The sequence below is a fragment of the Pseudoalteromonas sp. NSLLW24 genome, assembly GCF_015864725.1.
Taxonomy (GTDB): Bacteria; Pseudomonadota; Gammaproteobacteria; order Enterobacterales; family Alteromonadaceae; genus Pseudoalteromonas; species Pseudoalteromonas arctica.
In genome coordinates this window covers 91,299-112,707 of sequence record NZ_JADYWQ010000007.1, presented here as the reverse complement: position 1 = coordinate 112,707, position 21,409 = coordinate 91,299, and the positions used below count along the sequence as shown (strand labels likewise).

The 21,409-nt window shown below is 39.4% G+C and carries 19 protein-coding genes; 6 read left to right on the top strand and 13 right to left on the bottom strand.

The window, feature by feature from the left end:
• The first annotated feature begins 9 nt into the window (after nt 1–9).
• From I6E72_RS09375 to I6E72_RS09365, 3 genes are all read left to right on the top strand, one after another.
• A complete protein-coding gene (locus I6E72_RS09375) occupies nt 10–843 on the top strand; it encodes an MBL fold metallo-hydrolase (RefSeq protein ID WP_101217992.1) in 834 nt (277 codons plus the stop codon).
• 128 nt (nt 844–971) lie between these two features.
• Complete coding sequence (locus I6E72_RS19895; RefSeq protein ID WP_331459204.1) at nt 972–3,083, top strand: CHASE2 domain-containing protein; 2,112 nt, start codon at nt 972–974, stop codon at nt 3,081–3,083.
• Nucleotides 3,055–4,716 carry an HD domain-containing phosphohydrolase gene (locus I6E72_RS09365; RefSeq protein WP_007586383.1) on the top strand — a complete coding sequence of 554 codons (1,662 nt, stop codon included), beginning with the start codon at nt 3,055–3,057 and terminating at the stop codon, nt 4,714–4,716. The genes I6E72_RS19895 and I6E72_RS09365 overlap by 29 nt, the downstream gene beginning before the upstream one ends.
• Before the next feature lie 289 nt (nt 4,717–5,005).
• On the opposite strand, the gene I6E72_RS09360 is transcribed toward I6E72_RS09365, so the two are convergent.
• From I6E72_RS09360 to I6E72_RS09300, 13 genes are all read right to left on the bottom strand, one after another.
• Nucleotides 5,006–6,433: an NAD-dependent succinate-semialdehyde dehydrogenase gene (locus I6E72_RS09360; RefSeq protein ID WP_197111993.1), complete on the bottom strand. Its 1,428-nt coding sequence runs from the start codon at nt 6,431–6,433 to the stop codon at nt 5,006–5,008.
• 249 nt (nt 6,434–6,682) lie between these two features.
• Nucleotides 6,683–7,021: an ISC system 2Fe-2S type ferredoxin gene (gene fdx, locus I6E72_RS09355; RefSeq protein ID WP_007586379.1), complete on the bottom strand. Its 339-nt coding sequence runs from the start codon at nt 7,019–7,021 to the stop codon at nt 6,683–6,685.
• Between the two features lie 11 nt (nt 7,022–7,032).
• Nucleotides 7,033–8,895 carry a Fe-S protein assembly chaperone HscA gene (gene hscA / locus I6E72_RS09350; RefSeq protein WP_197111991.1) on the bottom strand — a complete coding sequence of 621 codons (1,863 nt, stop codon included), beginning with the start codon at nt 8,893–8,895 and terminating at the stop codon, nt 7,033–7,035.
• 41 nt (nt 8,896–8,936) lie between these two features.
• A complete protein-coding gene (hscB, locus tag I6E72_RS09345; protein ID WP_007586374.1) occupies nt 8,937–9,464 on the bottom strand; it encodes a co-chaperone HscB in 528 nt (175 codons plus the stop codon).
• 82 nt (nt 9,465–9,546) lie between these two features.
• On the bottom strand, nt 9,547–9,870 hold the full coding sequence (gene iscA, locus I6E72_RS09340; RefSeq protein WP_007377674.1) for an iron-sulfur cluster assembly protein IscA: 324 nt from the start codon (nt 9,868–9,870) through the stop codon (nt 9,547–9,549).
• Nucleotides 9,871–9,882: 12 nt separating this feature from the next.
• Complete coding sequence (gene iscU, locus I6E72_RS09335) at nt 9,883–10,266, bottom strand: Fe-S cluster assembly scaffold IscU (protein WP_007377675.1); 384 nt, start codon at nt 10,264–10,266, stop codon at nt 9,883–9,885.
• Between the two features lie 41 nt (nt 10,267–10,307).
• The gene (locus tag I6E72_RS09330) at nt 10,308–11,525 is read right to left on the bottom strand and encodes an IscS subfamily cysteine desulfurase (protein WP_002958425.1); all 1,218 of its coding nucleotides are present in this window, start codon (nt 11,523–11,525) and stop codon (nt 10,308–10,310) included.
• Between the two features lie 24 nt (nt 11,526–11,549).
• The gene (iscR, locus tag I6E72_RS09325; RefSeq protein WP_007586371.1) at nt 11,550–12,041 is read right to left on the bottom strand and encodes a Fe-S cluster assembly transcriptional regulator IscR; all 492 of its coding nucleotides are present in this window, start codon (nt 12,039–12,041) and stop codon (nt 11,550–11,552) included.
• A 236-nt stretch (nt 12,042–12,277) separates the two neighbouring features.
• Nucleotides 12,278–13,003 (bottom strand): tRNA (cytosine(32)/uridine(32)-2'-O)-methyltransferase TrmJ, encoded by a 726-nt coding sequence (gene trmJ / locus I6E72_RS09320; RefSeq protein ID WP_024589846.1) that lies wholly within the window; start codon nt 13,001–13,003, stop codon nt 12,278–12,280.
• 157 nt (nt 13,004–13,160) lie between these two features.
• On the bottom strand, nt 13,161–13,916 hold the full coding sequence (locus I6E72_RS09315; protein WP_024589847.1) for a class I SAM-dependent methyltransferase: 756 nt from the start codon (nt 13,914–13,916) through the stop codon (nt 13,161–13,163).
• A 57-nt stretch (nt 13,917–13,973) separates the two neighbouring features.
• A complete protein-coding gene (locus I6E72_RS09310) occupies nt 13,974–15,152 on the bottom strand; it encodes a response regulator transcription factor (protein WP_197111989.1) in 1,179 nt (392 codons plus the stop codon).
• Nucleotides 15,153–15,291: 139 nt separating this feature from the next.
• Complete coding sequence (gene prlC, locus I6E72_RS09305; protein WP_024589849.1) at nt 15,292–17,331, bottom strand: oligopeptidase A; 2,040 nt, start codon at nt 17,329–17,331, stop codon at nt 15,292–15,294.
• Between the two features lie 86 nt (nt 17,332–17,417).
• Nucleotides 17,418–18,092: a DUF2461 domain-containing protein gene (locus I6E72_RS09300; protein WP_197111987.1), complete on the bottom strand. Its 675-nt coding sequence runs from the start codon at nt 18,090–18,092 to the stop codon at nt 17,418–17,420.
• Between the two features lie 78 nt (nt 18,093–18,170).
• On the opposite strand from I6E72_RS09300, the gene gorA reads away from it, so the two are divergent.
• The 3 genes from gorA (at nt 18,171) to I6E72_RS09285 (ending at nt 21,373) form a co-directional block, all read left to right on the top strand.
• Nucleotides 18,171–19,532, top strand: coding sequence for a glutathione-disulfide reductase (gorA, locus tag I6E72_RS09295; RefSeq protein ID WP_197111985.1), 1,362 nt, complete (start codon nt 18,171–18,173; stop codon nt 19,530–19,532).
• A gap of 264 nt (nt 19,533–19,796) precedes the next feature.
• Nucleotides 19,797–20,429: a hypothetical protein gene (locus I6E72_RS09290; RefSeq protein ID WP_024594473.1), complete on the top strand. Its 633-nt coding sequence runs from the start codon at nt 19,797–19,799 to the stop codon at nt 20,427–20,429.
• A gap of 107 nt (nt 20,430–20,536) precedes the next feature.
• The gene (locus I6E72_RS09285) at nt 20,537–21,373 is read left to right on the top strand and encodes a mechanosensitive ion channel family protein (RefSeq protein WP_010553762.1); all 837 of its coding nucleotides are present in this window, start codon (nt 20,537–20,539) and stop codon (nt 21,371–21,373) included.
• Nucleotides 21,374–21,409: the final 36 nt, after the last annotated feature.

Here is a 21,409-nt window from a genome sequence, read left to right as displayed (position 1 = left end):
CCTTAAATTATGAAAGTTGAATTTTTTGGTGTTAGAGGCTCAATGGCTTCAGCAGGAAGTAATACGCACATTTTTGGAGGAAATACCTCATGTGTGTACATCGAACAAAATAATGGCAAAGATCTCATTTTAGACTCTGGTACCGGTATTGTAGAACTCGGTACACGTTTACTAGAAACACAAAGTCCTATCAATATTTTGCTAACGCATAACCATTGGGACCATATTCAAGGGTTTCCTTTTTTTAAACCTATTTACCAACCTAACCGCGATATAACTATTACTGTGGGTAACGTTGATGATAAAAAAAGTGAAGATGCCATATTAAAGCAAATGAGTGGTTCGTACTTTCCGGTGTGTTATCAAGATTTACCTGCCAGCATTACGCTTAATACTGATTTATCGTCTCAAAAGCAATTTACACTTAATGGTTTTTTGGTTTCGACTGCTCCACTAAATCACCCTGGTGGTGGTACTGCTTATTGTATTAAAGCAGATGAAAAAAAGGTGGCTTACGTTACCGACAATGAGCTAAATCCGCCAGAAAAAGCAAACACAAGTATTAGCGAATGGGTCAACTTTATTGAAGGCGCTGATTTACTAATTCATGATGCTCAATTTATAGATGCAGACTTGCCTCTTAAACATGGTTGGGGGCATAGCACCATAGATCAGGTGGCTGAGCTTGCTATAAAAGCGAGTATTAAAAATGTGGTTATTATTAGCCACGATCCATCAAGAACCGATGAACAGTTATTAGCTATAGAAAAATATTTACACACGCAGTACGCTCAACAGGTAAAAATAGAATGCGGCCGAGAAGGACGAGTTTTTGATTTTTAGTCTATCAAGGAGCGTTACTCATTAGCTCCTTAAAACCAATTACTTCAAAGCACTTTTTCATTGGCGCTGTTATTACATTATTAATTGCATCAATAGAGCTATTTTCAACTGGGTCGCTTGCAAAGTTAGTGAACCGCGTAGAAGGTATAATATACGACTCTCGGTTGTTACTAACACTTTCAGAGACGCCTAGGCGTATTGATGAAACCGTTGTAATAATTGATATCGATGAAAAGAGCATGCAAGAACAAGGACGCTTTCCTTGGAGTCGCTCAAAAGTAGCTGACCTTGTTACAAAGCTTACTGATGCAGGTGTTATTGTTATTGCATTCGATATATTTTTTTCTGAACAGGAAGAAAACCCTGTTACAAAAATTATGTCTGAAATTCCTGATTTATCAAAAAAGTACACCATCCCCTTTGCTGAAATTACTAAACAAGTCGATGCAGACACAAAACTAGCAAGCGCATTATCTAAAAATGATACTGTTCTTGGTTTTTTATTGATTGATGAACAACTCACTAATCAAAACTTGCCAGCTAAAAGCAGTGTTATATGGGCAAATGCGGATCATACTAATTCACAAATAAACCAGTTTCCTGGTGCTATTGTAAATATTCCACAGTTACAAAGTGCTGCAACGGGCACCGGCTTTATTAATGCACATAGTGACGAAGATGGTTTTATACGTAAAGCAGCTCTTATAAATCGAGTTGGCAATAAGCTCTACCCTTCTTTAGCACTTGAAGTTGCTCGACTTTATACTCTTGCTGAAAACATAGAAACCCGTTCCAATATATTAGATGGTATAACATTATTCGAAGGTATAAAGTTTCAAGATAAGTGGATTCAAACTGATGAATATGGGCAAATATTAATTCCTTACAAAGGGCGTGCACATAGCTTCCCTTATTATTCGGCTACCGATATTTTGACCAAAAAAATTGGTTTAGAGGAATTAGAAGGCACTGTAGCCTTTATTGGCACATCGGCAATTGGACTCGCTGATTTAAGATCAACACCTGTTGGTTTACAGTATCCCGGTGTTGAGGTACATGCCAATATATTTGAAGGGTTAATGCACCCAGAGCTACTTCCCTCTAAACCTAATTGGTCACTGGGAGCAAGCTTACTCATCATTGCATTAACGGGTAGCGTACTGTCGTTTTTTAGCCACGGTAAGAGCGCACGTTTTATTATTGTTTTGTCTCTTACAGTCACAAGTGTCGTTATATTTTTAAACGTTTATTTATGGTCAGTGCAAAAAATTAGTTTACCTTTATTAATGCCCCTTTTACTCATCATTATATTAGCGGGTTATTACATCATTGTTGGCTCTATCGCTGAAATGAAACATAGCCGAAAAATAAAATCTATGTTTGACCAATATATGCCTCCTGAGCGTATAAATCAGATGATACTACAGGGTAAAAGTTTATCTCAAAAAAGTGAGCGAAAAAATATGACGGTGTTGTTTGCCGACATTCGTAGTTTCACTTCAGTATCAGAAAGTATGTCGCCCCATCAGCTAAGTGAATACTTAAACGAATATCTTACGGCTATTACCAAAATCATATTTGATCATAACGGAACTATTGATAAGTACGTAGGCGATATGGTGATGGCATTTTGGAATGCTCCACTAAAAGATGAAAACCACGCTCGCCATGGTGTTGAAGCCGCAATGGGTATGATTAACGGGTTAACGCAAATAAATCAGTTATTTGCAGAAAACAATCAGCCTGCAATAAAAATTGGTATCGGTTTAAGTACTGGCGATATGAATGTAGGTGATATGGGTTCGGTTTACCGTAAAGCCTATACAGTTCTTGGTGATACTGTTAATTTAGGTGCTAGAGTAGAAAGCTTGACCAAATTTTATGGCGTAGCTATTCTTGTTACAGAAGAAACGATGAAGGAATGCCCTCATATTTCATTTCGTTTAATAGATAAAGTACAAGTTGTCGGAAAAACAACGGCTGTACTGTTGTTTGAGCCTATAAACTTTACAGATAAGCTCGATGAAGAGCAGTTAAATGAAGCTAAAAAATCACAGCAGGCCATGACGCTTTTTTATAATAAAAACTGGCCACAAGCGCTTAGCTTATTTAAAGAACTACACAGCACGACCGTATTTAGCTCTGACGTTTATACCATTTTTATCGAACGTATTAAGGGCACTGATTTGCAAACACTAGCTAAGGATTGGAATGGTGCCTTCAAACATACTAAAAAGTAGTAAACATATGCGACAGCACATTAAAGACAAAACAAACCTTCAGCATTTTATCGATATTAGTATTAGGCTAACAACAGAAAAAAACTCGTCTAAGTTACTTGATGAAATACTGCAAGTTGTGATGTCGATAGCAAATTCTGATGCTGGCAGCATTTACTCTATTACCCCAAACAAACAACTCAAGTTTGAAACGGTAATAAATAAGTCATTAAATCTTTATTTAGGTGGCACTTTAGGGAGCCCTGTAGATTTTCCTAATATAGATCTTTTTATTGATGGCAAACCAAACGAAACAGCTATTGTTGCCCACTCTGCAAATTCTGGCGAAGTGATTAACATTCCTGACGTGTATGATGCCCTGCCCTTTGATATGAGCGCAGCTCGCAAAATGGACGCACGCACGGGTTATCGTTCTGAGTCCATGCTAACAATTCCTTTAAAAGATCATGAAGATGACATTATTGGTGTAATCCAGCTTATAAATGTAAAAGATGCGCAAAATAAAAATATCCCTTTTAGTGAAGAGCTTGTCACTCTAATTCGATCTTTTGCCTCTTTAGGCGCTATTTCACTAACTAACTCAACACTAATTAAGGGAATGGAAGATCTTTTTTCGACCTTTGCTGAAACAATTGCGATGGCAATAGATGAAAAGTCTCCTCATACCGGTGGCCATTGTAAACGAGTGCCAGCACTCACGTTAATGCTAGCTGATGCCGTACATGATATAAATAAAGGCCCTTTGGCTTCATTTTCGATGAGTGAAGCCGACCGACATGAACTTGATATAGCAGGCTGGTTACATGACTGCGGGAAAATCGCGACTCCCGATCACATTATGGAAAAGTCGACAAAACTAGAAACTATTTTTGATCGAATAAAATATGTAGATGCTAAATTTGAAATAATTAGCCGAGATTTAAAAATAGCGTATCAGCAAAAAATCATCTGTGCGATGAAGCTGCAAAAACCTATCGAGGTTCAACAATTTGAACGCCTACTTGATACCGAGCTTAAACAGTTGGCATTAGACCGTGCATTATTACAGCGTGTGAATGTAGGGGGCGAGTTTTTAGGTGATGCAGAACTTGAGCACATTGAACGCATTGCAAACAAATACCAACTCGTTATAAATGATATTAATACACCATTGCTCTCAGCTGATGAAGTTGAAAACTTAACAATACGAAGAGGCACGTTAACCGAAGCCGAACGTGAAGTAATGAAACGTCATATGGATGTAACTAAAAATATTTTAGATGCCCTGCCGTTCCCTAAACACTTAAGCAATGTGACTGAATATGCTTTAGGTCATCATGAAAAACTTGACGGCACTGGTTACCCAAGAGGTTTAACCAAAGAGCAAATGTCGGTGCCTGCAAGGTTAATGGCTATTACGGATATTTTTGAAGCGCTATCTGCGGTAGACAGGCCCTACAAAAAAGCAAAACCGGTCAGTGAGTGTTTATTTATTTTAGGGTCAATGGTTGCTAAAAACCATCTTGATGCTGACATTTTTGCTATTTTTATTGAGTCGCAAGTCTATAAAAATTATATCAATGAATATGCTAACCCAGAGCAGCTAGATGAGGTAGATTTTGATAACTTACCCGGTTACACACCTATAAGTTAGCACCTATAAAGCCATGCCTTTATTCAAAATACGCTTATTACAGCCTATACCTATCCAAACAAAAAAATGCCACCTTACGGTGGCATTTACACACGGGGTTATTTCTACTTATAGAAATCCTTTTACTTTTTATTTGTTTTTTTATGTTGTTTTATTAACAAAAAATATGTTCCCAAAGGTAGCATTTAGCGCTTTGGGTAGCAACAGTAAAAGGTAAAGTTCATATATCTGCCATATTAACGTCATAAAAAAGCGCGAAGTAAATTCGCGCTCGTATACTTAACTGCCGTTATATTTTAATACAAACGTATTTTTCTTCTAGGTACTCATCCAGCCCTTGATGCCCGCCTTCGCGACCTAAACCAGATTGTTTAACGCCACCGAAAGGCGCTACTGGGTTTGATATAACACCTTCGTTTACACCTACCATACCAAATTCAAGCCCTTCACTAATTCGGTAAATTTGCTTAATATTTTGGCTGTAAAAGTAGGCTGCCAGACCAAATGGTACATCGTTAGCAAGTGCAAGCACTTCACTTTCTTTATCAAAAGGAATAACCGTTAATACTGGACCAAATACTTCTTCGTGGTAAATATCCATGTCAGTAGTTACGTTGTTTACTATTAATGGGTTTTGAAAGCTGCCACCTAAGTCACTATTATCGCCAATCAACGTCGCACCTTTATCGAGTGCGTCTTGTACTAACTGTTGTACTTTATCTTTGGCTTTAGGGTAAATGAGTGGGCCAATATCAACATCGTCTTCAAAACCATTTGCCACTTTTAGCGCTGCAACCTTAGGCGTGATTTTTGACAGTACTTTGTCGAGAATATTACGCTGTATAAAGATACGGTTTGCAGCAACACATGCCTGCCCACTATTTCTAAATTTAGCCGCCATTAGCCCTTCTACAGCTTCATCTAAATCTGCATTATCAAAAATGATAAAAGGCGCATTGCCGCCAAGCTCCATCGAGGTGCGTTTAATTGTGTCTGCACATTGCGACAGCAACTGCTTACCTACACCGGTAGAGCCGGTAAATGTAAACTTACGCACGATTTCTGAGTCAGTCAGCATTTTACCTACTGTTTTGGCATCTTGTGAAACCAGTACATTAAATGCACCTTTAACAAAACCAGCTTGATCGGCCAGATAAGCAAGTGCGATAGCGCATAGTGGCGTATGTTCAGAAGGTTTAAGTATAAAGCTACAGCCCGCAGCGTAAGCTGGAGCTACTTTACGAGTAACCATAGCAATAGGAAAGTTCCACGGCGTAATCCCAGCTACAACACCGACAGGCTGCTTAAAGCTAGTTAAACGATGCGAGTCATCTGTTGGCGGAATTACATCTCCGTAACTACGTTTGGCTTCTTCTGCAAACCATTTGATAAAACCTGCACCGTAGTTAATTTCGCCAAGCGATTCTTTGAGCGGCTTGCCTTGCTCTTTGGTCATAAGCTCTGCAAGTGTTTGTTTGTGTTTTATAACTAGCTCATACCAGCGCATCAGCGTTTCGCTTCGCTCGGTGGCATTTGTCGCTTTTAACTTAACAAAAGCCCCTTGAGCTGCGGTTATTGCGCTATTTACACCCTGCTCGTCAATATCGCTTACATCAACAATACTTTTTTCGGTAGCGGGATTGTTAACGCTAAAGTGCGTATCAGTTTTATAAAATTCGCCGTTAATAAATGAGTCTGAGAAAATAAGATTACTCAAAATAAACCTCCAAAATAGATTTTAGGGATTGGGTTGAACTCGTAGCAGCGGGTTTACCCCGCGTTTATATAATCTGAAAAAATACGTGATCATTTTGATGTTCAAGTTTGAGATTAGAAAAATTTAACTTAAAACGTTTGAGATTTAAAAACGCGACATAAAGTCGCTGCTACGTATTTATAAATGCTTTCTTGAAACAAAAAAGCCGCTGTATCAAACAGCGGCTTTTAATATATACATCGTTAAAAACTAGTGCTCTTCATTAACGATATTGAGATTGTACTTAGGTATTTCAACCACCAAGTCTTCATCTCTTATAATTGCTTGGCAACCAAGGCGTGACTCAGGCTCTAAACCCCATGCTTTATCTAGCATGTCATCTTCTAGCTCATCACTCTCTTGTAGTGAATCAAATCCTTCACGAATCACTAAATGACACGTAGTACATGCACACGACTTTTCACAAGCATGCGCAATGCTAATGCCATTTTTAAGTGCAGCGTCGAGTACCGTTTGGCCTGTAGGAGCTTCAATTGCAGCGCCGTCAGGACATAATTCAGGATGTGGAAGAAAAACAATTTGTGGCATTCTAATCTCTCTTAAATGTTGTCTACTGACTGCCCTGTAAGGGCCTTTTTAATTGATGCATCCATTCTACGCGATGCAAAGTCGCTACTCGCATTATCGACTTTTTCGATAGCTGCTTTAATTTCGCTAGGCTCTTGTGCATTTTCGCGCACTTTTACCAGTTCTGCAATTTCAGCGCGTAAGTTAGCAAGTTGCATATCGTCAAGCAATGCAGCATCGGCTGCAAGTGATGCATTAAGCGCTTCTATTACACGCAGAGCTTCTACTTGTTGCTCTTTAAGCATACGTGCTTGCATGTCGCCTTTAGCGTTGCTCATTGACTCTTTTAGCATGTTAGCTACTTGGTCATCAGATAAACCAAACGAAGGTTTAACTTGAATTTCAGCTTGTACGCCTGTTGATTTTTCCATTGCTGAAACACTTAATAAGCCATCTGCATCAACTTTAAAGGTTACACGAATATGTGCAGCGCCTGCCGCCATTGGTGGAATACCTTTTAAGCTAAACTTAGCAAGCGAACGACAATCATCAACAAGCTCACGCTCGCCTTGCAGCACATGTAATGACATAGCTGTTTGGCCGTCTTTAAACGTTGTAAATTCTTGCGCGCGTGCTACCGGAATCGTTGTATTACGCGGAATGATTTTTTCAACCAAACCACCCATAGTTTCAAGACCTAGCGATAACGGTAATACATCAAGTAATAACATGTCAGAATCGGGCTTATTGCCAATTAACACGTCGGCTTGAAGCGCAGCACCTAAAGCGACAACACGATCAGGGTCGATTGAAGTTAGCGGCTCTTTATCAAAAAAGCTTTGTACTTGGCTACGTACCAGTGGCATACGGGTTGAACCGCCTACCATAATAACTTGCAGTACTTCGTCGTTTTCTATGCCAGCATCTTTTACAGCACGACGACACGAACGCAGTGTTTTTTTAACGAGAGGCATAGCCATTTCGTCAAACGTTTCGCGTGTTACTTCTACTGTGTATTTTTGATCGTCAAACTCAAGACCCACGTTTACTTTAGCGTATTGGCTTAGTGCTTCTTTACACGCTTTTGCTTTATTAATGAATAAACGTAAAACCGAAGGTGACAACGCTGACACACCAGTTTGCTGCTTAAAGTAATCAACAAGTAGTGAGTCAAAGTCATCGCCGCCGAGGCTTGAGTCGCCGCCAGTTGCCATTACTTCAAATACACCTTGGTGTAATCTAAGTACTGATATATCAAATGTACCACCGCCTAAGTCGTAAACAGCAATAATACCTTCTTGGCCAGAATCTAAACCATAAGCAACGGCTGCTGCTGTTGGCTCATTTAATAAACGTAGTACGTTAATACCAGCCAGCTCTGCGGCATCTTTAGTACTTTGGCGCTGTGCGTCATCAAAGTACGCTGGTACTGTGATTACAGCCCCTAAAATTTCTTGGTTGCCAAAACTTTGCTCAGCTCGTGCTTTTAATGCAGCTAAAATATGGCTTGATGCTTTAATTGGACTGATTTTACCTGCCGCAGTTTCTATTGCTAGCGCACCATTGTGCTCACAGAACTCATACGGTAGTTGCCCATAACTTTGCTCTATTTCAGCCTGAGTTTTACCTAAAAAACGCTTAACCGAAATAAGTGTATTAGCTGGGTCTTGTGTTGCTGCTTGTGCAGCCTCTGCGCCAACAGTAATACCGCCTGCTTGATAACGAACAACCGACGGTAACATAGCCGCGCCAAGATCATCAGTTAACGTGCGGGCTTCGCCACTTTGTACTGTTGCAACTAATGAGTTAGTTGTACCAAGATCAATACCAATAGCTAGTTTATGTTCGTGTGGTGCCGCGCTCTGCCCCGGCTCAGCAATTTGCAATAATGCCATAATGCTCTTTAAACTCGTGTTGCTCGCTTTGCAGCAAGTAATTAATCGTCAAATAAACTGTCTTCAATACGCTCTAGTTCGTCACGTAACTTATAAACAAACTTCAGTTTACGAATATTATCTGCGGCAAGTTGATATTGCTGCTCATCGTTACTTGCTAGTTGTTCGGCAAGTTGTGCACTGTACTGCGTGTTTAGTTGCTTAATTTGTTTTTCAAAATTTGCAATCGCAGTATCAGGATCGCGCGACGATGTTAGCTCTTCAAGCTCTTCGCGAAGTTCCATTTGCTGCATTAAAAACATTGGATCTTGCAAGGTTTGCTGCTCTGCACGAATATCAACGCCTAGCTCGCTCAGCATATATTCAGCACGTTTTACTGGGTGCTTTAATGTTTGTAGCGCATCGTTAATTTCGGCGGCGCTTTGCACTGCCATTAACTTATCGCGGCTGCTCGCATTCGCGTGGCGATCTGGATGTACAGTACGCTGTAATTCCAAGTAGTGCTTGTTAACCGTTGCTAAATCAATATTGTAATCAACGGGGACTGCAAATAATTCAAAGTAACGCATAACTTCAACCAATAATATTCAGAAATAACAAAGCCCTACATTAACTGGCAGGGCTTATTTATACTACAAAGATATTTTAAGCTTAAACGGTAAAGCTTTCGCCACAACCACACTCATCTGCTTGATTAGGGTTTCTAAATTTAAACCCTTCATTTAAGCCTTCTTTAGTGTAGTCGAGCTCTGTGCCATCGATGTAAACTAAGCTTTTAGCGTCAACAATTAATGTGACACCTTTAGCCGCAAAAGTTTCATCGTCTTCGTTTAAATCGTCAACAAACTCAAGTACATAAGCAAGACCTGAACAGCCCGTCGTTTTAATGCCAACGCGCAGGCCTAAACCTTTACCGCGGTTTGCTAAAAATGATTGTACGCGGTTTGCTGCCGCATCTGTCAATGTCACTGCCATGAGTTTCTCTTCTTACTTCGCTTGTTTGCTTTTGTAGTCTGCAATTGCTGCTTGAATTGCGTCTTCGGCTAAAATTGAACAGTGAATTTTCACTGGTGGTAATTCAAGCTCTGCACTGATATCAGTGTTTTTAATTGTCGCTGCTTCGTCTAGCGTTTTGCCTTTAACCCACTCTGTTACAAGTGAAGATGAAGCAATTGCGCTACCACAACCGTAGGTTTTGAATTTTGCATCTTCAATAACGCCTTCGGCAGATACTTTAATTTGCAATTTCATTACGTCACCACATGCTGGTGCGCCTACCATACCCGTTGCCACTGACGGATCATTCTTATCTAGAGTACCTACGTTACGTGGGTTTTCTACGTGGTCAATTACTTTATCACTATAAGCCATTATTCTATCCTCATTACCTGCTAGGGTATGTGCTCACACTATTAGTGGTGAGCCCATTCAACTGAATCTAAATCAATACCTTCTTGATGCATCTCCCAAAGTGGAGACATCTCACGTAGGCGACCGATAGAGTTTTTCATTAATTCGACGGTGTAATCAATCTCTTCTTCGGTAGTAAAGCGACCAATACTAAAACGAATTGAGCTATGTGCTAATTCGTCGTTACGGCCAAGTGCACGTAATACATAAGAAGGCTCTAAGCTTGCAGATGTACAGGCTGAACCTGACGATACTGCAATGTCTTTTACTGCCATAAGTAACGACTCACCTTCAACAAAGTTAAAGCTGATATTTACAATGCCAGGTACTGATTGGTCTTGTGTGCCGTTAAAGTATACTTCGTCCATATCAGCCATAATGCCGTCGATTAAACGATTACGTAAGGCGCTGATGTGTGCGTGATCTTTTTCGAAATCTTGCTTAGCGATTTTAAACGCAGTACCCATACCCACTAATTGGTGAGTAGCTAGTGTACCTGAACGCATACCACGTTCATGTCCGCCACCGTGCATTTGCGCTTCAAGGCGAGCACGTGGTTTACGACGAACGTAAAGTGCGCCAACACCTTTAGGGCCATACACTTTATGTGCAGAGAACGACATAAAATCAACTTTAAGCTGTTGCACGTCAATTAATACTTTACCCGCGCTTTGCGCTGCATCTACGTGGAACATAATTTTACGTTCGCGACACATTTCGCCAATAGTCGCGATATCTTGAATTACACCTAGCTCGTTATTAACGTGCATGATGCTTACAAGTACTGTGTCGTCACGCATTGTGTCGGCAAGTTTTTGTAAATCAAGTAGGCCGTTTTCTTCAACGTCCATGTAAGTTACTTCAAAACCTTGGCGCTCAAGCTCACGACATGTGTCGATTACAGCTTTATGCTCAGTTTTAGCGGTAATAACGTGCTTACCTTTTTTCTTATAAAACTGTGCTGCACCTTTAATAGCAAGGTTATTTGATTCTGTTGCACCCGATGTGAAAACAATTTCACGTGGGTCTGCATTAATTAAATCAGCAATATCTGTACGTGCTTGGTCAACAGCTTCTTCTGCTTGCCAACCAAAACGGTGTGAGCGTGACGCAGGATTACCAAACTTACCGTCCATTGTCAGGCATTGCATCATTTCTTTAGCAACACGTTCGTCAACAGGCGTGGTCGCTGCGTAATCTAAATAAATCGGTAACTTCATTTCTCTCTCCGCTGCAGGTCAACCTTAAAGTTGACAGCTTACTTGAATGTTTTCCAACTGCTTAATTGCATTATTAATACTGTTATCTTGGCGCGATGCTATTTCTTTCACATCTGATTTTTCCACCAATTCAGCAAGGGTAATATTATTCAAAAATTCTTCTATGCGTGCGCTTAAGTCTGACCACAAATTATGTGTTAAACAACGCATACCACTCTGACAGCCGGTATCGGCACCTTGGCAACGTGTAGCATCGACCGATTCGTCTACGGCGCTAATAATATCGCCAACAGAGATAACGCTCGCTTCACGCCCTAGTAAATAACCACCACCAGGTCCACGAACAGAACTTACTAGGCCATTTTTACGTAAACGAGCAAATAATTGTTCAAGGTAAGACAAAGAAATTTCTTGTCTTTGTGAAATATCAGCAAGGGCTACAGGACCTACACCTGTGTGTAGTGCAACATCCAGCATAGCTGTAACGGCATATCTGCCTTTTGATGTTAACTTCATAACGCCCCCTGCACAAAAGAGTGCAAATTTTAATTACCAGAGTAAATTAGTCAAGTATTATCACTTGATAAAAATTTGATTTAGAAACTCTTACTTTTAAATTGTAGAGTTAACAAATTTTCAATACTTGACCTCTTTGGTCAAGTATTACAGCCATTGTAATTACCTGAGTAATTTAGTCAAGTATTAGCGCGTTAATTAGTCTAGGTCTTTTATAACTAATAGCTATACCTAAGTTACTTAGGGATAGCCTTATTAATTGAGGTGAGAATACCGCGTAAAATATTCATTTCAGCATCTTCAGGGTGAGCTCGGTTAAACAAACGGCGCAATTTAGTCATAACTAAACCAGGGTGTTGCTTGATGATAAAACCTGTTTTAAACAACGTGTCTTCAAGGTGATCATAAAACAGCTCAGTTTGCTTTGAGCTTGGGTAAACTGCATCGTCTTCTTCAACCTTTTTAGGTTGTTGATTTAAAAATGCCATGCGAGTTTCGTAGCTAAGTGTTTGTACCGCCATAGCTAAATTAAGCGAGCTGTACTCTGGATTAGCAGGAATACATACATGGTAATTACAAAGCTGTAATTCTTCATTAGTTAAACCACTGTTTTCACGACCAAATACTAGCGCTACAGGACCATTTACGGCTTCAGCAACGAGCTTTTCACCACATTCACGTGGTTCAACCATAGGCCACGAAAGCGTACGAGAACGCGCACTTGTTCCAATCGTTAATGTACAGTCAGCGATAGCTTCTTCAACGGTACCTACAATAACTGCATTGCCTAAAACATCAGTTGCGCCTGCAGCTAATGCACTTGCTTGGCTGTCTATTTCGCAAGCAGGATCAACTAAATAAAGTTTTGATAAACCCATGGTTTTCATGGCGCGAGCCGCCGAACCAATATTGCCCGAATGTGACGTGTTAACTAAAACAATGCGAATATCATCTAAGATCATTACTGTGCTACTTTGCTATGCCAAAAAATTGCGCAAATTCTAACATGAAAATGTAATAAGATCCTAGATTCAAAAGGCTAGATCCTATGATCAAACCCAATATAACGATTCTTACATGGATAAGTTCTAGGGATATAACGCCGATTTGTTTTGATGCTTAAACCATTGCCGCTTTTACATAGACATCAAAACGGTTCTTTTTGGTTTTGATCTGCATACTTGGGGTTTTTTCGTTTAAGAATGGAGCGTAATCGGGGCGCTTTACAACGACACGCTTACTGGCAAGTGGATAGGCAAAATTAAGTAGGTCGTCAGCGTCGTTGTCTGCACCAACAAGCTCTTGAAACACGCGCATTTCTTTTTTGACTAATGCTGATTTTTCGCGATGCGGGAACATGGGATCTAAATAAACAACATCAGGCATGCTTTCGCATTGAGAGAGCAAAGTATGGCTTGAGCCAAATATTAGGCTCATGTTTTCTTTCATCCACAAACCAATTTCAATATCGCTATAGGCTCGCTTTAAACCATCGTATAAAAGTGCAGCTACAACCGGGTGACGTTCATGTAATATAACTTTGCACCCTAGCGAGGCAAGTACAAAACCATCTCGCCCTAAACCAGCGGTAGCATCAAGTACAACAGGCGTTGCACCTTTATTTAAACCCACCGCTTTGGCAATTGCTTGCCCTTTACCACCGCCAAACTTACGCCTATGGGCGGCAGCACCGGTTACAAAATCAACGTTAATTGCACCTAGCTTAGGCTCGTCGGTTTTAAATAGACTTAACCCTTTATCATCGTAATGTAAGCTAAAGCCACTACAATTTTGCGCCCATTGGGCTAAACCAAAGCGTGTTTCTAATTCATTTAAATAAGGGCGTAACTCTTTAAAAGCACACTGAATAACCACAATAAACTCCGACGATAAAATACGCCTGTAGTATATCAACCGCTTTACTTTAAAGCACTAAAATAGCTCTATATCACTATGATGATTCGTATTGACCTTTGCGGCTTCCGCTTTAGTACGTAAATTGGATATAAGTTCATTGCGGCTTTCGGCAACTTGTTTAAGCTGATATTTGATAAAGGCTAAATCACTATTAGCCGATACAAATAACTGCATTGTTTGATCCAATTGAGATATATATAAAGTGAGATCCGCAGGATTTGCTTGTGTTTGTTGTAGCTTAATAGCGCAGTCAAGTTCATGTAGCTGCTCTATAAACTCTTTAGTACTTTTGTTTTGCTCTACATTTTGAGTAGTTAACTGCTTAACAATATCTTGAAGGGCTGTACTTATTTGAGCTGCCTGCTCATAACTGCTTTCGCTTCTTTCCATGGTAACAACCTTCTCGTTGGTTACTTCTAATATATGCGGGAACAGATCTTTGTAGCGCCCATACAAAGCATCGTTATCAACTGGCATATTTTTTATCAAAAGGGACACTTTGGGGTAATTAATGATAGTGCTGCTACCAATATCAACAAATCGTTGAGCATTTCGATGTTGCTCAAGCAGCTCTTGTTCTAACGGGCAAACACCACTTTGCTGGCTGTAAAAAATACCTTTTCCTTGATACCAAAACACCACCACAACATCTAAATTTAAAGGAGCAAAAAAGGTAAAAAAGTATTCACTCAACGATTGAAAGTTATTAGCGTGATAACTTTGTCCAACGTAGCGCATTATACGCCCCATATCGCCTGACTCTGTCATTGCTATTTCAGCTGTTTTATTCGCTTTTACTATATCTAATTTTAGTTTTGCGCATTTTTGCCTATATTCGTAAAGTACCTTTATTCGCGCTATTAACTCTTCTGCATTAAAAGGTTTTGTAATGTAATCAGATGCGCCGACGCTATAACCTTTTACCCGATCGCTTAGCTCTATTTTAGATGAGAGAAACATAACGGGAATATCCTGAGTATTTTGACTTTGCTTTATAGTTTTACATACGTCATAACCTGACATACCTGGCATTTCAATATCGAGTAAAATAATATCTGGGTTGTATTTATTGGTTAGCCTTAATCCTTCATCGCCATCTTTTGCATGAATTATTTTACAAAACCCTGCTAAAGACTCTTCAATTATATGATGAACATACTTGTCGTCATCAATTGCCAATACCAACTTTGCCATGCCTTAGTCCATTTTATTAGGTGTGCTAAAAGCATAGTACGGTAGGATGAAATTACTAAAAATTATTAGATAATAATTTTAAAATAATAAAAAAGCGCCATTAAGGCGCTTTAATTTGGTTTGTGCTAAATATTAATTTTTAAACAGCAATACCGCTATGGCGTAGTAACGCGTCGACATTTGGCTCACGACCACGGAACTTTTTAAATAATTCCATTGGCTCTTCACTGCCGCCTTTTTCTAAAATATTTTGCATGAAGGCTTGCCCTGTTTCAGCGTTAAAAATACCTTCTTCTTCAAATTTAGAAAATGCATCAGCAGAAAGTACTTCAGCCCATTTATACGAGTAGTAACCTGCACTATAACCACCGGCAAAAATATGGCTAAAACCATTTTGAAAACGGTTAAACTCAGGCGGTTTAACGATTGATGTGCGGCTACGTACATCGTTTAGTACTGCTTGAATTTGGCATTGCTCACCCACTTTGTAATCGTTATGGATTTTAAAATCGAATAACGAAAACTCAATTTGACGTAGCATTTGTACGCCTGAGTTATAGTTTTTAGCCGCTAATAATTTATCAAGTAACTCTTTAGGTAACGGCTCACCCGTTTCATAATGACCTGAAATAAAGCTCAGGGCTTCTTCGTCATAACACCAATTTTCTAAAAACTGACTAGGAAGCTCTACCGCATCCCACGCTACACCATTAATGCCAGCCACTGGCGCGGCATCAACTTGTGTAAGCATGTGGTGAATACCATGACCAAACTCATGAAATAAAGTAGTTACTTCGTCATGAGTAAACAGTGCCGGTTTATCGCCAACCGCCTTATTAAAGTTACACACTAAATAAGCCACCGGAGTTTGTAGTTCGCCGTTAGCGCGTACTTTACGACCCATACAGTCATCCATCCACGCGCCGCCACGTTTGTGGTCGCGTGCGTATAAATCGAGATAAAAACGTCCGCGTAGAGTATTGCTACTATCTACAATTTCAAAAAAGCGTACATCTTTGTGATAAGTATCAAAGTCAGTAACTTCTTTTACGCTAATACCAAATAAGCGATTAACGGTTTCGAATAAGCCGCTAAGCACTTTATTTGCTGGGAAGTAAGGACGTAGTACTTCGTCTGAAATTGCATACTTTTCTTGCTTAAGCTTTTCGCTGTAGTAACCAAAATCCCACGCTTCTAATTCAGAAATACCGTGTTTTTGCTCAGCATAGGCTTTTAGCTCGGCCACTTCTTGCTCTGCTTGTGGTTTTGATTTAGCTGCTAGGTCTTCTAAAAATGAGAATACTTGTTCTGGTGTTTCGGCCATTTTAGTTGCCAGTGACTTTTCAGCGTAGCTGTTAAACCCTAGTAACTGTGCAAGTTCATGGCGAAGCGCAAGCTCCTCGCTCATAATATCAGAGTTATCAAACTCACCGGCGTTAGGGCCTTGATCTGATGCGCGCGTAGAAAACGCGGTGTAAGTTTCTTTGCGTAATTCGCGGTTATCTGCGTAAGCCATTATTGGTAAATACGACGGGAAATCGAGTGTAAATAACCAGCCATCTAATTCTTTACTTTTTGCGGTATCAGCTGCAAGTGCTAAAGCAGATTCTGGCAAGCCAGCTAAGTCGCTCTCATCAGTAATATGTTTGTGCCAAGCAAGTGTGGCATCCATTACGTTGTTGCCAAATTTTGAGGCAAGTTCTGATAAACGCGCGCTAATTTCGCCGTAGCGTTTTTGCTGCTCTGCCGCCAGAGCAATACCCGATAATTTAAAATCGCGTAGCGCATTAGTAATTGTTTTTTGTTGTGCTGTAGTCAGCGTTTTAAATTCGTCACTGTTATAAAGCGTATTATACGCGTTGTATAAACCTTGGTGCTGACCTACAAATGTTGAATATTCAGATATTAACGGTAAGCACTGCTCGTAAGCTTCACGTAATTCGTCGTTATTCATTACTGAATTTAAATGCGATACAGGGGAGAACATGCGCGATAATTTATCGTCAGCTTCTTCAAGGGGTAATACTAAGTCATCCCACGTATACGAGCCTTTAGCTAACACGTCATCAATGGCTTTACGACAAAGCTCGATACCGTCTTTTAGTGCTGGTACTACGTACTCAGGCTTTATTTTTGAAAATGGTGGTAAGCCTTCAAGGCCAATTAATGGGTTGCTCATAAATACTCTCTTTGCGTTAATGCATTACGTTTTAAATTGGGTCTAAAAGTAAAAAAACAACTCAGCCGCTTTTAAGTTGTTTAATTTTAATATGGTTGCTCCAGAGCAAAACACAAATAACCCATTAATGAGTCGGCCACTTTATAACGTTCTAACACCGTATCAACTAAATTATTGCTACATACTTGTTTTTGAGTAAGCGAGCTAATGGCTATAAAGTCTTTTCGCTTGAGCTCATCTATTAAGGGATGCTCTTTTTCAAAACCTCTTGGCGGGCGTTTTAGCGATTCTCCTGACATTTCAAATATAGATTTAAATTGCTCATCATAAATTGCTTTTTTATAGCTATTTGGGTTTTCATCTATGCAGGTTCTAATTGCGTTAAGCGCCTTTGATTCTGGTCGCCAAATACCAGCACCTACAAAACATTCGTCATTTGCTAAGTGAAAGTAAAAACCCGGGGCGTGTACGTCTTTTCCCATAAAATGGCGAAATTGAATCCCTATATTAATTTTATATGGGATTTTATCTTTACTAAAACGCGCGTCTTTATGGATTCTCATTAAGCTACCGCCCACTTTTTTATCTGATGCGACAAAATGGCTAGAAACATCAGCAAGTGGTGCTTGCATTTGCCTAATGAAATCTAAAGCGGGCTCTCTTACGTATTCCTCATACTGTGATTTATGGTCGTTAAACCAGTCTCTATTATTGTTTTTATCAAGCTGAGCAAGAAATTCGAATGTTTTTTTACTAAACATAGGTCACCTAAACACTCTTTATTTTTAAAACTTAATGTTATGCTAATGCGCATAAAACTCAACGCCTAAGGACATAAAATGACACAACACTTTGATTATATTGCAATCGGTGGTGGCAGTGGTGGTATTGCCTCTGCAAATAGAGCGGCAATGCGTGGCGCTAAAGTAGCACTTATAGAAGCAAAACACATGGGCGGCACGTGTGTAAACGTAGGCTGCGTACCTAAAAAAGTAATGTGGCACGGTGCTCAGGTTGCTGAAGCAATTAATTTATATGCCCCAGATTACGGCTTTAATGTTGAAGTAAAAGGCTTTGATTGGAGCAAACTAGTAGAAAGCCGTGAAGCCTACATAGGCCGAATTCATAAAGGTTATGACAGTGGCCTTGCTAGCAATGGCGTTACTGTAATTAAAGGCTTTGCTAAATTTGTAGATAATAAAACAGTTGAAGTAAACGGCGAGCACTACACAGCCGACCATATATTAATTGCAGTAGGCGGCCGCCCAAGCATTCCGCATATTGAAGGTGCTGAACACGGTATCGATTCAAATGGCTTTTTTGAACTAAAAGAGCAACCTAAACGCGTTGCAGTAATAGGCGCAGGCTACATAGCCGTTGAGCTTGCTGGTGTATTACATGGTTTAGGTACTGAAACACATTTATTTGTACGTAAGCATTCTCCACTTCGTAACTTTGACCCATACATAGTTGAAACACTTGTTGATGTTATGGCTGCTGAAGGCTCTACTCTTCATACAGAATCTGTACCTCATAAATTAGTTAAAGAAGATGATGGCTCTGTAACGCTACATTTAGATAATGGCAAAACTCATAACGTTGACCAAGTAATTTGGGCCATTGGCCGCCAGCCAACAACAGATGCAATTAATGTAGCTGCTGCCGGCGTAGAAGTTAACAGCGATGGTTTTGTAAAAGTTGATGAGTATCAAAATACCACAGCTAAAAATGTATACGCGGTTGGCGATATCATCGAAAATGGTATTGAACTTACACCGGTAGCAGTTAAAGCAGGCCGTACTTTATCTGAGCGTTTATTTAATAAAGAACTACCAGATGATTTAAAAATGGATTACAGCTTAGTTCCTACTGTTGTATTTAGTCATCCACCTATTGGTACTATTGGTTTAACTGAGCAAGAAGCTATTTCTCAGTACGGCGAAGAAAACGTTAAAATTTACCAATCTGGTTTTACGGCTATGTACACAGCGGTAACTAAACATCGCCAGCCTTGTAAAATGAAACTTGTATGTGCCGGCCCTGACGAAAAAGTAGTTGGCCTACATGGTATTGGTTTTGCGGTTGATGAAATGATTCAAGGTTTTGCCGTTGCCATGAAAATGGGCGCTACTAAAGCTGATTTTGATGCCGTTGTTGCGATTCACCCGACAGGCTCGGAAGAATTTGTAACGATGCGCTAGGCGCTAAACTCTAAGTTCTCAATTATAAAAAGCCCTTGCTAAGTAAATAGTAAGGGCTTTTTAATGCTTGTTATATTTTGCACAACAAACCACTTAAAACGTCACATTAAAAACATCCATTCAACATTAAATAAATATCTAAGCCATTATTTTAACAGCAAAAATATTAGACCGATAAAAAGATTAAAAGTTTAAATTTTGTTTTGGCTTTAAGGCATTTTTACAATTAGAATCTCGCGCATTTATAGTTTCTCTTGGTTATTTATGTTTTTACTGCGATCTTTTATTTATTTATTATGCCTAGCGGGTGTTGCTCATTTAATTCAACTTGAAGGCTTTGAATTAAAACAGTATGCACTTTACAGTGAAGAAACTCTTACTGAACATATGCAAGATGTTTTAACTTTTTTAAGCTGTATTTTGTTTTTCTATGCTTCGCGAATTAACTTTCAACTCAAAATACCGGCAGTATTACTTGCTGCGTTATCGGCAATGATGTTTGTAAGAGAGTTTGATACCTACCTCGACTTATACTTTTTTGATGGCGCTTGGCAAAGTATCGTCTATTCAATTTTAGCTGGTGTGTTTGTTTATTTAATAACAAACAAAGGAAGTATTTTTAACGCTTTAAAAGCCTATAGCTTCACTCCTAGTTATGGAATTTGCTTATCAGGCATGGTTACTTTACTCGCATTTTCGCGAATGATGGGCAAAGGCGCATTTTGGCATTCAGTAATGGGCGATGACTACGTACGTGCAGTAAAAAACATTGTTGAAGAGGGTATAGAAACGCTTGGCTATACTCTAATCTTTATTTCAGCCATTGAGCTTGTACTCATATGCCGAAAAAGAATGGCTAAAAATCACAAACATTGCACTGATGAAGTAACTCAATAGCGTTTCTCCATTTTTATTGGTTACTTTTTTTGCACTAAATTTGCTAATTGGTTTAATAAATCAATATACTGAGCCTGTTTTTATCAACTCGCGTTTAATTGGATATTATGACTAAAGATATATTGCTGCATCCGTTTCTTCTTTCAATTGTAATGATCACAATTGCATTTGTACTAAAAGTACTTGTTGATAAGCTGGCTAAAAATCGCGCAGAAAAAAAAGAAAAAGATATTCGTTACATCGCACACAATATTAAGCATTTTATTAATTTTGTAATGATGATATCGCTGCTATTTGTGTGGTCTACCGAAATTCAAAACTTTGCACTTTCTATTGCTGCTTTTGCTGTAGCGATTGTGCTTGCAACGCGTGAGTTTATTCAGTGTGTAATAGGCTTTTTTTACCTCGTAACAACCCGCCCGTTTAGAGTCGGTGATTGGATACAAGTTGGTGATTATTTTGGTGAAGTAGCTGAAACGGATTGGATAAAAACAACCATGCATGAAATTGATATACATACTTATCAATTTTCTAGAAAAACCATATACATACCTAATAATAAGCTGATTACCAGCTCTATTAAAAACTTAAACTTTGTAAAACGCTTTGTTACACATCATTTTATTATTGTCCGAAGAGAGAGCTTTAATCCGTACCCTATTCACGACACACTCACTGAGCAAGCTAAGCTGTATTGCGAAGAGTTTCAAGAAGTAGCAAGCCGTTATAATTCGATGATTGAGCGTAAACTTGATGCAAAAATATCTGGCCCAGAACCAGTAATTCACTTTGGTACAACCGATTTAGGTGAATTTAAAGCAAGCTTTACCTTGTTTTGCCCAACAGAAAAAGCGCTTGAGATAGAGCATAAATTAACAGAGTGCTTTTTTGCATTATGGTATAAAGAGGCTGAAAAAAATAAAGAGGATGAAGGAGAGGTATAAACCCCACCTTCATTAAAACAAAGAGCGCGAACTTAC